Origin of the sequence: Leptolyngbya sp. NIES-2104, assembly GCF_001485215.1 — a bacterium.
Classification (GTDB): Bacteria; Cyanobacteriota; Cyanobacteriia; order Leptolyngbyales; family Leptolyngbyaceae; genus Leptolyngbya.
Genome location: NZ_BBWW01000001.1, coordinates 3,030,804 through 3,043,796 on the forward strand (window position 1 = coordinate 3,030,804; position 12,993 = coordinate 3,043,796).

Below are 12,993 nucleotides of genomic sequence, written 5' to 3' on the forward strand. Positions count from 1 at the left end.
CCTCAACCCGAAATTGGATGCAGATAAACGATGCCGACAGGTTCAACTCGTGTGGCTTTGACCTGATAGGTAGCTTTAATTCGGGCGGGTTCACTGACCAGTTCAACTTCTAGCGCCTGCAATCGCCGTTCCCAATGGCGACGATCCGCTTCTAGCTGCTGGGCTTCTTCAAAAATGGAGAGCTGGCGATCGCCTGCGATTTCTGTTTGTCGTTTCACGATGCGATCGCGCTGTTCTTCTAAAATTGCCCGCATCTCCGCTGCCTCCTTCTGTCCCCGTGCCTCCAGCCTTTTCTGAACACGTTCAATCAGCGCGGTAGCACGGCGATCTAAATGAGACCTCAGCTCTTCGACATCCTGCGCTGCCGCTTGGCTAAGACGCTGCTGCACTGATTCCGGCACCTGACGCAAACGCGGACTCGCCAGCGAGGTTTCCAAAACTTTCAACACATCATCTTTTTCGCTTTCACCCAGCGGACGCAGTTTTGATCGCCCCCGCGCCTCTGGTGCGATCCACTCCGCTGCCACTGCGATCACTTCGTCATGCAACCGGGAAGCGCGATCGCCATATAGTGACAGCCGCCCCAGCACAATCACACTCGGAATTGGGCGATCGGTCAGGCAAACACAGGCGCGAGTCAATTCATCATGTAAAAATCCTTGCGCCAAAAACCGCGACAGCAATCGCTGCACGACGCGATGTTCCAGATGCAAATGCACCACCTCACCATCCAACGACCCCGGATCACGAAACACGACTGGACGAATCGGGGCTTCCCGCCGCCAATCCCACAACTTTTGACTGCGTTTGCGAGGCGCTCTTAGGGTATCCAGCGTCGTTGCCCAGCTTGGGTCAGCCCCAAACCGCTGATCAAGTGCAGGAATATTCCATTTTGCTGTCGCAGGCTCGTGCGCTGCTGCGTTTAGATCAATCGGTTGGAGGGAGTTAGCCCCTAAAATCTCCAGGGATGCAGAAATGGCATCGCGGAAGTGGCGATCGTCCAGTCCCAACCATTTCTGCGACTCGCTCAACATTCCTTGCAGCAAAGCATTCTGCTGTTCTAATTCCTGTCGCCGCAGCCTGACTTGCTCCAGTTCTTCCGTGATAATTTCAGCATTGAGCAATGGTTCATCAATCTGATCTGCTTTAGCGATCGCCGCTTCTAGCCGCTCTGCCTCCCCATGCCGAATGCCATCTGCCAACAATCGCGCTACATTGCGCTCCAACACAGGCGATAAGCTGCCTAATTCCCTTTGAATGACCTCAGTTTTTTTCACCAGCACATCCAGTACCCGGTCTTCCGTGCGCTGAGGCAACACAAAATAGTGGCAGCGGACAACGGGCGATCGCTGAAGTTTGCGATCGATCCGCCCATTCCGTTGCTCAAGCCTGGATGGATTGAACGGTAAATCAGCGTGAAACAGGTCAGCACATTGGTTTTGGAGATTGACCCCTTCTCTGGCTGCGTCAGTCGCGATCAGAATTCGCAGCGGATGTTTGGCAGGATCGCTGTTGAAGGCAAGCTTGATTTCTTCCCGTCGATCGTCTCCCATACCCCCGTGAAACACCGAGATCCGATAATGTTCTTGATCAGAACCTGCAATGATCGTCTGTAGCTGTTGCTGGAGATAGCGTTTGGTATCGGTGTATTCAGTGAAAATGATGACGCGGCGATGATTCCACTCTGCGCCAGCCGTGCCTAACTCAGGGCATTGGTGATCTCGAATCCATTGCGCTAACTTTTGAATGCGAGGATCGGGTAGATGACGGGCGGCGTTGGCAATCTGCGTCATTTCCTCCAGCAGTTCTAATTCCCGTGCGGATGGAACACAAGCATCTTGATCGGTTGCCATCCGCATCTGAGCGTTTTCTTCTGCTTCCACCTCGTCTTCGGTTAATTCGGCGCGATCGTCATCAGCCCCTGCTGGCTCTTGCAGCAAAGGAAACGATTGAGTATTTCTGCTTTTAGGCGCTGCCTGTGCGGCTGCGCTGGCTTGTTTGGTGTTCGCCGCTTCGCTGCTACGTTTCGCGATCGCCGTTTGATGAACCTTCAACGTTCGGGCAAATGCCTCGATCGACGAAAGTAGCCGCTTTTGCAGCGACAACAGCACTAATGCCGCTGCCCGCTGAGCCGATTTGGGCGCAGACTTGAGCCGTTCTTCCCGCAGTTGCCGATATTCTTGCAACAACCGGGACAACTGAAGCTCTGGAGCATCATCGGCTAAGTTATCAATGCTGACACGAACCACAATCCGCTCTGGAAAATCATCGCCAATCTCACGCAGATCACTTTTGAGCCGTCGCACCATTACCGCATCCAGCAGTTTGTGATTTCGCACGGGTACGCCTCGGCAGAACCGTTGTGGATCGAGAATTTCAAGCAAGGCGGCAAAACTATTCGAGTGACCGTTGTGCGGCGTTGCAGATAAAAATAATTTGTGTTCAAAGCGGGGAGCTAAATCCCGTACAGTTCGCGTCAGTTGTGAGTCGATCGCGTACTTGGCTCCACTTGCCGGTGCCGCGTTGTGCGCCTCATCCAGAATCAGCATTGCCCCTGCTGAGAATTCTCCTAGCCAATCTCGGAGCGGAGCTGCGTAAGTCTCATCGCGCAGCAGCGCGTGGGAGATGATGAAGCGAGTATGAGTTGTCCAAGGGTTAATACCATAGCCGCGCTCACGCCGCCGACTGGCGACAAACTCGCGATCGACAATCAGAAACGTCAGTCCAAATCGGCTCTCCATTTCTTCTTGCCACTGCCGCACGACTGAAGGCGGACAGGAGATGACGACCCTCCGTACCTTTTGGCGCATCAACATCTCACGTAGAATCAGCCCTGCCTCGATCGTTTTTCCCAGGCCGACATCGTCGGCAATGAACAGCCCGACTCTGGGCATCAGCAAGGCTTTCCGCAATGGTTCAAGCTGATAGGCTTTCACCTCGATACCTGCCCGGTAGGGAGCCTGAAACAGCTTTGGATCTGTAGAGGTAACGCAACTCCAGCGCAGCGTGTGAAGGTAAGCCGAAAACAGTTTGGGGTTATCGAACCCGCGTACAGCGACGGATTCCCAGGAAGTTGTGCCAATATGTCGGGCATCAACTTCGCGCTCCCAAAGCACTTCCAGCGCTTCGCTCAAGGCATCATCGTCCAGGCAGGCAAGCCGCACCCGCGTATCATCTTGAGGTGAATGCTTCGCTAGGACCTCCTCAACCAAATATTGCCGGGAGCGAACGCGCACAATACTTCCAACCGCAACAGCCGTCATTTGCACTCACCCAAAAAAACACGCAGCAAAATTTTCCGCATCCACAGCGCATCACATACAGTGATCCGCAGCGCACGGAACGTTCTTAATGGTTGGAACGATCACTAGACCCGTTGGCTGTCCTTTAGCCTCTGAGGTAGGCGATCACCAGATGTCACATGAGATATGATTCCCACAAAAAGCTTGACAATCCCAGATAGCGATTGTCAGGAGTAATATTTGTCACTTAGCAGAATCCTCATATTTGAACCAGCAACGATGAAGCGCAGCAATGCTGGATAGGAGGGGAAGCTAAGCTTATTGCGATAGCTTGTATAAAATTAATACTATTCCATTTCTGGTACGGTCGTTTCTACCAGAATCTCGCCTACTTTGACGACTCAGTTCTACCCCAAGCGACTTAATTCTGAAGAAGTATGAGGGTTGCAATAAGCAAAAGAATATAGCCTCGTTTTGGTTTAAAGGAGTCTGATTAAGCTGATTCAGTATATTCAAGCCAATCAGCTACCTGCTTAACACTCTCCCTTAGTAGACAATTGCTATCAATTACTAGATCAGCTGTGTGAGCTAAAGCAGCTTTTACCTGTTGTTCAGTAGAGTCTTGCTCTAAATGCTGATATTTCTCCATGCTGGTCACTCCCCTTTCGAGCAATCGAACTGACCGCGTAGCCTCATCAACAGCGACGAAAATCAGATACAGTTTCATGGGTGCAACGATCTTTCGCAAGCTATCAAGCGCTTTCACGTGACGTATGCCATCGATAATGATGGGCTGTCCAACCTGCCAACCTGCTTGGGCTAGAACTGCGCGACAAAATCCTTCCAAATCTCTTTCTACTAAATCTGCCCCGATCGCCTGAAGCACTTCTCGCGATTCTGTAAGCCCTTGACTACGGGCAACAGATCGAACGTAATCTCCAAAACTGACGCGAGACCACTGGAGAACCTTCGCGAGTTCTTCGGAAAGGGTTGATTTACCACTGGCAATACTGCCTGAAAAAGCGAGGACGGCTGGCTGCATAGAACTTAAAGCTCAAGTTTTAGCTGTTGATCGCAAGACTGTAGAACAACCCACCCCCGGCGATCGCGTTTCGCAAATGGGATTGGTTCAATGGCTTTAACAGATTTAATTCTCATGAGAGTTGCATAGCAAGCAGCCTGCCGCTGCTGCCAGAATTCTGGATTTTGAGCACACAAAGCCTGGGTAAAGTCGCGTCGAATCGTTTCCCAAGATTCTGGGTCAAGTTCGTAAAACCAGCAATGGGTCACTTGGCAAATTCCGACGATAGGCCCACAAGATTGCTTTAGCAGGATCACATCCCCTTGCTCAACCTGGTTATACGGTGCAAATCGACGGGTAGCAAATCGAGATTCAATCGTCTTTTTGCCTTCTAAGATGAACTGGAGATACGGCTCTACAAAAACGCCTAGATGTAGCGTGAATGGCAGCGCAGTCTGTTCCGGCAGGGGAGACAGGTAACTTTCCCAAAATACATCCCCTTCCACAGCGGACTGTAGCTCTCTAACTAGCGGCAAGAGCGAAGTTTGTATCGTTCCAGTGGTCTTCAAAGAGTAGGTTCTCCTTTTGTTCAGTGCTAATGAGGGACAAGATTTGTTCGGTTGTTTCGGAAATGAGTACCACTTCATTCGGATGCAGCGATCGCTTCAAAGACACTTCCACGACATCATGAGGTTGGTCTCCGGTCGAAATCGCCTGCAAAACTTGCCAAAGTATACTGCGCCCTCGACAAATGAAGATTCGATTTCCGGATGTCCAGATGTCGGCTAATTGCCGCCGGGGATCTCGACGACTAACGGTGGTGAGCACATCGCCCGGTAAGATTGGCACTAACTTGGGATTTTCAAACTCTGAGCTAGACCAAGGACGAACTCGAATTCGCACACCGAGCAAATTAACTTCTGCCCAAATATCTTCCCGCCTGACAACTTTGGGACGGGGAAGCTGAGTAAGTTTTTTGCGCGAAAAGATTGCTAAATCTCCTCGTCTCCAATCCCGTTCCACAGCAGGAATTCCTGCTACTCTGAACGCATTACGCTCAAATGCAGGTGTTAGGTAGGAAAGCGACAGTTCTTCTCGACGAACAAGCTCAAGTCCGAGTCGGTTTGCCCATGCCAAGGTATTTTTCCACTCCTGATCAATTCCAGGTCTGGTGCCAATTGGTGGCAGACTCGCAAAAATATGCCCACCCAAGTGGCAAAATTGGCAGGCGCTCCATAGAAATGACTGAATGTGTTCGGGATACCAGGGCGGATCCATCATGACGGCTGCCGCTGACCGCGTTTGAATCTCATCTTTCAACAGATCAGACTGCACAACCTGAGAGCGAGATGTTGATAAGTTTAAGTAATTTGTCATCGTTGCATTCGCCTCAAGCAAAATCATGGAGCGCTGCCAAGACAGTGTAAGTCCACCTCGAAATAGACTGGGAGTTCCAAGTAGTACTATCGTATCATTAAAAGCTGTGAGTTCCTCACAATATTTCAACAAATACTCAACGGATGCATCAGTAAATCGCCAGTCAAAATCGAGCGGATGCGGCAGCGGTAATCCGATTTGGTAGCGGGCGTAGAAAGATCTGGTCAACGTCCGCTTCACTGGATTCGTCAGTTGCTCTAAAGCACTCTGAGGCAGAGACGAACCAGCACTGAGTCGTTGCAGTGCGTTGAAAGCAACAATTGGATCAACGCTGGGGAGTGCTTTGATTAACTGATCAAACGTGTTCACTCCAGATGCGAGCGCATGTAAAATCCAGCGTTCAACTGACTGTTCAAACGCTTGTGATTCAATTTTCGTGATTGTCATTGCAGTTGGTTTGTGCGTAAAGGGATAGCTGTGATTGGTTGAGATCGTTCAATACTGGAGAAACGATTCTCCAATTCTGTTTTCCAGGCTTCGATCGCCAGGTACTGGTTCTTCAATGCTGCTTGGGTTGCATCATCCAAGCGTCCCTTGACCGGAGTGAACGTTTGAATTTCCAGCGGAACCGTTCGGAGTGGAAGGTTTCTATCGATTTCCTGAAGTCGATCAACAAAGCGAGCCATATCTACGGCAACTTCTGAGTCTACTGGTGTTGTAAACGTGGCATAGGCGTAGAGATCGATCCCTAAACTCAGTAATCGCTTCATCAATTGAAACTGCTGGTCAAAAAGAGCGGCTTCAGCACGAGTATTAAATGCAAAAGATTCGGAGTTAAACCCTTTAAAACAACAAACTCGACCGTAATTAGGGTAGGATGCCATCAGTTCGAGATCGGCATCTGACAGGAATCGCCAAAGGTAATCGTTACTGAGATTGTCGTCTGACCAAAGATAAACTTGTCGATCCAAGCCCCGCTGTTTCAATTCAGCCATCATCCAGGGAACCCATTCTGGAACCAAGTCAGGTTGTCCTCCTGTCAGGTCAATCATTGGGGGAGGCTCAGGCTGTCCGAGGTACAGATCGATTAGTTGTGATGGACTCATCCAGTCAGAATATTTGCGATTTGCAGCTAGCAACTCGAACGGTACGTAGCAATACCAACACCGCCAATTACAAGCTGCACTTTGAAAAACCTGCGCTCGAATCATGCTGGCTGCTCGTAGATCGAGTGCGTTGCAGGCTGGATCGATCGGTAATGGGTTGGACAACCATACATCGCTGCTTGATCGTCGAAAGTGTCGAATACGCCCAAAGCCTTTGCAGTTCGGAGGCTCGGTCAGATCATTTTCTTGCTGCGTATTGTGGAAGTTTGTGATCAGCAACTGTTTATTCCGCAAATTCACAGACGCTTCTCGATAGCGTACAGATAGAGCCTCAGTGTTGATCACCATTACAGTTTTTACTCCGTCTGTTTTGATGTTTAGTATCTGATTCACCGGACTGACTGCGAATGGCTGGAATCTTCTCTCCCTTGTCTGTCAGAAGCGGAAATCGTTCACCAATGAACCTCATTCCCAAGTTAGACAAATACGATATTTCATGTTCTGTGAGCGATCGATCTTGAGAAATGCCATACCAGTACTCCATACACTTGCGACAACAAGAAGCAGTCGCGTGCTGGGCAAAGTGAACTGCGTTGACTTTAGCTGAATCCTCCACAGGTGTCTGGCGACCATCAAAACCGTTGGCGGGTGAACCAACAGATTTGCGAATCTGCTTCTCTACTGCCGTCTCCATCCCGCTCACTCCTTTTCGTCGCGCATAGTTCTCGACTTTCTGAGGGATCTTGTTTGTCCAGTAGTGTTGACGGATGCGCTCATTTTTCAAGGCAGCGATCGTATAGTCAATGTCTCTAGGATCAAGCTTGTGTAATCGCTCCCAATCGAAGGGAGCCGACTCATCACACGATCGACACTGACCCACTGTGTTCGCTGCCTTTTGTTTTCGCGTCGGTTTGTAGGCGTGCTGCCCATTTTTGCAGTCTGAACTGGTACATTTCAGCTTGAGCGGTTTTAACTCCTCCTCAACGTTCCAATCATCCGACATTGCGTTTAACCTCCATAACTCCTAAAGTTCCTGCTGAGGCAAAGGATCTGACAAGGCTCTCATTAAGAGCGCTTGATCAACCTCATTCAAAATTCCAAAGTTGATTTTCTCTAGGAGTACGTCGCGAGCAATCTGCCACGGATCACTGTCTTCCGTTTGTAGATTGGTAGCAGCACCCCACCAGTTTTCACCCTGAAGCGATAGCCGATACGCCATGTAATTGGCTAAAGCTCCAACCGATACATTCTCTCTAGCTGCAACTTTAGGAACGACATTTTTGAGGCGTTCAATGCTGCCTTTCGCTTCTTGGGTACACATCTTAACCAAACCCTCTTTGCGCCCTTCAAGCTGAATGTGTTCTGCAAATTTTGTAGCGGTCTTCTCTTCTTCTGAATCTTGCCGATCTTGTGCAATGTCCCCTTCTTCAACAATCGTTCGTTCGAGGCGCTCTGGTTCTTGGGCAGCATGCCAGAGTTCGTGAAGAAGGTCGAGTAACCAACGATCTGAAGACTGGGTTCGCTGCTTCAAAACAATTACATTCCGACCATTGACACGCCAGAATGCACCATGAAATGCGCCTGCGTCTTTGAGCGGCAGCACAGGAATTCCCAGATTCCAAACATATCGCAAAGCATTTGAGAACGTTAGTTCACCGTAGGTTGAACAAATTGCTTCACGAACTTCTTTAGGATTTGTTGGAATCGGTTGCATTGGCAGATTTGCTGTAGTCTCCAGCACAAGCAATGCCAAGAAATGAGCATAGACTGTGTACGCGTTCAACCGTTGCTGATTTGCTTTTGCGGTGACCTTAAAGTGAACAGCTCCAAGGGGAGCCAAGTTAAGCTGAAGCGGTTTAGAACTGAACAAATCAGCCAGCGACCATCCAAACACGCGCCTTAAAGCAGTGGCTGTGCGAAGCACCAGACCATTCGTTGAAGTCTCGCCTTCATTTCTATCGTCAGCACTCAAAGCAGGGAAAAAACGGTTGAGGATTAGATCGCGATCGATCCCAGCCTGACTCAAGCGACTCAACAAGTCAGCAGGTGAAATTTTAGGTAGCAAAATCTCTTCCCGCATTTGAATACCGATTGCCCGACTGACTTCTACCAATCGCGCAAAACTGGCAGAGGTATATTCTGTCTCTTCGTAACGCTGGATCTGCTGCTCTTTCAACCCCAATCGCTCAGCCAAGTCTTTCTGAGTCAAGCCAGCAGCAATTCGTGCCTTAATCAAAGCACGCGGGAGTGCTTCAAGCGAGTCCAATTCCAACACTGCTTGTTGCCCCTCCTTCAATGCCTCATACTCTTCAAGTTGAGCACGCAGTTCGGCAAGCTGTGACTCCATTGCCTCTTTTTCGGCTTTCCGCAGCAATGGGTGAACGAATTGATCCTGTTGTGATGAAGCCGACAGTTGAGCAAGGGCATCTGAAAATTTTTCAATTTGAGCCTTGGTAATGCGGTATTGCCGCTCATTTTTAATCATGACCATATCTCCCACAGGTTCAGGGCAACAATGCCTTTAGGGTTTCCCGTTGCCTTATCAATCTGAAAAAACTCTAGAAACGTTTTTCCGCTCACCCCTTCAAAAATTTGTGCTGGAAAGAACTCGCCCAAATACTTCACCTTCTGGGCAATTCGACCGTTATCCAGCTTGAGTAACAGCGGATCAAGCAGATCGGGATCAACCCCCGTGGTGTCCCAGCAAATATCAAAGTCATTGGGATGCTCCTTCGCCGTTACAAAACTGCCATCCACGTAGACCACCCGACAGCCCGCCTTTTGCATCCCTTCTAGAGCAGACTTCATCCCTGACAGCAGATTCTGACGGTGCGGAGTGTGCCCAAACCGACGCGCAAACTCTTGCCATGAAGCCGCAGTATGAATTCCAGGGGGGAGCAGTCCGTTCTGATTGAAGGGTGGAATCATGACACAACAAAAATCTTGTGTTCTCATGCTATAGTGCTAACACAACAATTCTATTGTGTCAAATGCAGGTCTCGAATGTTCCCGATTCGGGGTTCGACTTTGAGGGCAGGCACTGAAGCAGAACCTTATATGAGCAACCGTGTGAGGAGATTTTTGAAATGGGCAAAATCTGGCTACCGTTCGCAAGCTATAATCTCTGGTCGCTATTTGCCCCAGCGGTCGGGCAGGAGCGCTGGCACTGTGACATGAAGCGGGGCTATGCCAAAGTTCGCAAGCGAGAATCTGACATTGCTGCGATCTTAGCTGAAGACACCGTTCCGCAAGCCATTGGCTTGTTCGCGCAACAGGGAGTTTATGAGTTTCATGCAGATCCCCAGCGGCTCAAGGATAGGGATGGAGTCGCACAAGTCTCCCAGATTTTGAAGCTCGACCAAGAATCTGACGAAGTGCGTGACCGCCTCAGCCGGATTTTAACCCTGTACTACGAAAATCCTGTTCTTCTCAAAAAAAGAATTTTTAGCTTGAGTCGAGGCGATGAGGGTTTCCCAGAACCAATCAAGCTTTACTTGGGAAACACTGCGTTTAACCTGTTCGCCGCGATCGACTGCATCTTGCTCGAACCAGACGGTACGCTACATATTCTGGATCTAAAGACGGGTCATTCGGATTTTGATGAACGACAGGCATTCGTTTACCTGCTAGCTGCCAGCTATTTGTTTCCCCGCCAACGAGCGATCGCTTCATTCTATAACCTTGAACTTTGCAAGTGGTCAGAACCCGTTACTGCGACTGCTAGCCAACTGAATGCCATTCGCATCGAGCTAGCGCGGCTGGCTCAACGGCATGAGATGGAGAAAAAGCAGTATCGCCGGAATCCTGCGGAGTTCGATCGCATTTTTCCACCTAATCCTGGTTTTCAGTGTCAACACTGCCCATTCAACCGAGTTTGTCAATTTGCTGCTCAGGAGATTTCTGCATGACCGCTATTAGTACGGCTCCCGCACAAGACCTTGTTTTCCTCAGTGAAGTATTTCCATTGTTGATCGCTCGACCCAACCTTGCTGGTTACGAGGTGATCCCTGAAATCGATCAAGAGACTGGTAATCGCTTGAGTTTTCATCTCTCGCAGAAATTGGAAGCAGCTACAGTCATCTGGCATGAGCGTCGATTGTGGTTGCTGACCCCAAGCCAACGACCTCGACCCACTCTGTCGCAGTGTCAGGCAGCCCTTTCAATCACTCAGCAGGATCTCCCCGACCTGTCTGACCAATCCCTGCGGCTTCAAGAAGACAATGCTGCAATTGCAACATCTACAGTTTTATCTAAACTTGCGTTCCAGATTCTGAGAATTAGGCGGCCCTTCAGACCGATCTTGGTTACAGCGATCGCAGGATTGACCGTGAATCGCAAAGTTAAATTCTGGGCGGAGACGATCGAGCTTCAAGGACAAGCTCGCCCAGCGTTGGCGTTGGCAGTTCAGACCGAAATTGCATTTGCAGGGAGTTTGGCGGATTTCTACGCCAGCAACCCAGGGAGTCCGGAAGATGTTCTGATTGGCTTACCGGTTCAAGATTTTGATTTGGGCGGTAGCGGCAGTATTGTCCGGTTAGTTGGCACTCTGCGGGAGCACCGCGATCGCCTTCTCAAGCTGGCAGCGGGTGGCGCAACGCGCCAGGCGATTCAAACTGCACCAGACGACCAGTTTGTGGTTGCGATCCAATTTGGCAAAGGCAAAAAACTCTTTCACTATCCACTCTCCGCACTTCGCCCTTCGATCACGGCTGAAACGGCTGGGCAGTTTGGGTTTGACTATGGGCAGTTTTTGCGGTTCACCAAAATTCCTCACACAGAGCGGCAACGGTTGCTGAGAACCTTTAAAGCGCAGGCAATGGATGTGCTCCTTAGATACGGCTTTGAGATTGAACGAAGTTTGAATAGTTTGGAGCATCCTGATCTCTTTTGGCAGCCAGCCGTTCCGCTAGATCAAACTCCACTGCTGTTTGGTCAAGGGGTAACGGGTGTTCGAGGACGCATTCTGCATGGACTCTCAACGGGCGGCGTTTACAATCGTCATCCCAATTTTCATCCTGGTATCATTCGGATTGCTGCCCTCAAGTTGTGTGATGGTAGTGTAAATGCCTTCTTGGAGGCGGTTCAGCAACGGTTGAGGCGCTATGGCTTTGAAAGCGAAATCATCGATCGTAAAGCATTGTCGGTTGCCGATCTCAGTGCTGCTGAAGCAAGGGCTGCGTTGGAAAAGGCTGTTAATAAGCTGATTACGGTTCCGGTTGATATTGTATTGACGTTTTTGCCACAGGGCGATCGCGAAGCCGATGGTGATGACGGTGGTAGCCTTTATCATCTCGTGTACTCACTGCTCCTGCGCCGCAATATTGCCAGTCAAGTCATTTACGATGACACATTAACCGGGGTTGAACACGGACAAATCCTCAACCAAGTGGTTCCAGGGGTATTGGCAAAGTTGGGAAATTTGCCTTTTATCCTGGCGGAACCCTTGGAAATTGCCGATTATTTTATTGGGTTAGACATCTCGCGATCGCCAAAAGTTAGGCTTGCTGGAACCCTGAATGCCTGTGCCAGTATTCGCCTCTACGGTAAACAAGGCGAGTTTATTCGCTACGTTTTGGAGGATGCGCTGCTGGAAGGAGAAGAAATTCCTCAGCGGCTGCTAGAACGCCTGCTGCCAGCAACGTTGGAAGGCAAAACAGTCTTAATTTATCGCGATGGACGATTTTGCGGTCAGGAGATACCGCACCTGTTGGAGCGAGCAAGGGCGATTCAAGCAAGGTTCATTTTAGTAGAGTGCCGAAAATCCGGCATTCCACGGCTATACAACTTGAATCAGAGAACCTTGGTTGCGCCCTTACAAGGATTAGCCTTACGGCTATCTTCGCGTGAAGCTGTACTCGTGACAACGCAAGTCTCTGAGCGAGTCGGGTTAGCGCGTCCCCTGCGTTTGACAGTTCATGAAGCTGGAGAACCCGCACCCATCGAACAAGTGGTAGAAACCACCCTGAAACTCACGTTGCTGCATCACGGGGCGTTGAAAGCGCCTCGTCTCCCCATGCCAATTTATGGCGCAGATCGGGTGGCTGGCTTACGGCTTCAGGGGATTTACCCCAGTAGTTTACTGGAGGGCGATCGCCAGTTTTGGTTGTAAACGGAGCGAGTAAATTTGTTGCTGCAATCGAGCGATTCAGGCACGATCCTTAACTTTCTGAAGACCTAGTAAAGATTAGAAGAAGAAAAGCGATTACTAAACTTTACCTAGATTAGCGCTGAGTAAGATCAATCTTTG

Annotated in this window: 10 protein-coding genes; 2 read left to right on the top strand and 8 right to left on the bottom strand. The window is 49.8% G+C overall.

Annotated elements, in window-relative coordinates; genetic code table 11:
• Positions 1–2: 2 nt before the first annotated feature.
• The 8 genes from drmD to NIES2104_RS14205 all read right to left on the bottom strand — a co-directional run bounded on the left by drmD (position 3) and on the right by NIES2104_RS14205 (position 9,701).
• The gene (gene drmD / locus NIES2104_RS14170) at positions 3–3,263 is read right to left on the bottom strand and encodes a DISARM system SNF2-like helicase DrmD (protein WP_058998814.1); all 3,261 of its coding nucleotides are present in this window, start codon (positions 3,261–3,263) and stop codon (positions 3–5) included.
• 472 nt (positions 3,264–3,735) lie between these two features.
• A complete protein-coding gene (locus NIES2104_RS14175) occupies positions 3,736–4,284 on the bottom strand; it encodes an AAA family ATPase (RefSeq protein WP_058998815.1) in 549 nt (182 codons plus the stop codon).
• 5 nt (positions 4,285–4,289) lie between these two features.
• Positions 4,290–4,832, bottom strand: a complete 543-nt coding sequence (locus NIES2104_RS14180) for an ASCH domain-containing protein (protein WP_192843585.1) — start codon at positions 4,830–4,832, stop codon at positions 4,290–4,292.
• Complete coding sequence (locus NIES2104_RS32385; protein ID WP_058998817.1) at positions 4,786–6,087, bottom strand: hypothetical protein; 1,302 nt, start codon at positions 6,085–6,087, stop codon at positions 4,786–4,788. Before NIES2104_RS32385 ends, NIES2104_RS14180 begins: the two co-directional genes overlap by 47 nt.
• A complete protein-coding gene (locus NIES2104_RS14190; protein ID WP_058998818.1) occupies positions 6,084–7,094 on the bottom strand; it encodes a hypothetical protein in 1,011 nt (336 codons plus the stop codon). The genes NIES2104_RS32385 and NIES2104_RS14190 overlap by 4 nt, the downstream gene beginning before the upstream one ends.
• The gene (locus NIES2104_RS14195; protein ID WP_058998819.1) at positions 7,078–7,749 is read right to left on the bottom strand and encodes a DUF4186 family protein; all 672 of its coding nucleotides are present in this window, start codon (positions 7,747–7,749) and stop codon (positions 7,078–7,080) included. Before NIES2104_RS14195 ends, NIES2104_RS14190 begins: the two co-directional genes overlap by 17 nt.
• A 21-nt stretch (positions 7,750–7,770) precedes the next feature.
• The gene (locus tag NIES2104_RS30840; RefSeq protein WP_072218069.1) at positions 7,771–9,231 is read right to left on the bottom strand and encodes a helix-turn-helix transcriptional regulator; all 1,461 of its coding nucleotides are present in this window, start codon (positions 9,229–9,231) and stop codon (positions 7,771–7,773) included.
• Positions 9,228–9,701, bottom strand: coding sequence for a hypothetical protein (locus NIES2104_RS14205; protein WP_202815062.1), 474 nt, complete (start codon positions 9,699–9,701; stop codon positions 9,228–9,230). The genes NIES2104_RS30840 and NIES2104_RS14205 overlap by 4 nt, the downstream gene beginning before the upstream one ends.
• Before the next feature lie 131 nt (positions 9,702–9,832).
• Here NIES2104_RS14205 and NIES2104_RS14210 point away from each other — a divergent pair, with 131 nt between their 5' ends.
• Both NIES2104_RS14210 and NIES2104_RS14215 read left to right on the top strand, forming a co-directional pair.
• Complete coding sequence (locus NIES2104_RS14210; protein WP_058998821.1) at positions 9,833–10,654, top strand: PD-(D/E)XK nuclease family protein; 822 nt, start codon at positions 9,833–9,835, stop codon at positions 10,652–10,654.
• On the top strand, positions 10,651–12,855 hold the full coding sequence (locus NIES2104_RS14215; protein ID WP_058998822.1) for a Piwi domain-containing protein: 2,205 nt from the start codon (positions 10,651–10,653) through the stop codon (positions 12,853–12,855). Before NIES2104_RS14210 ends, NIES2104_RS14215 begins: the two co-directional genes overlap by 4 nt.
• Positions 12,856–12,993: the final 138 nt, after the last annotated feature.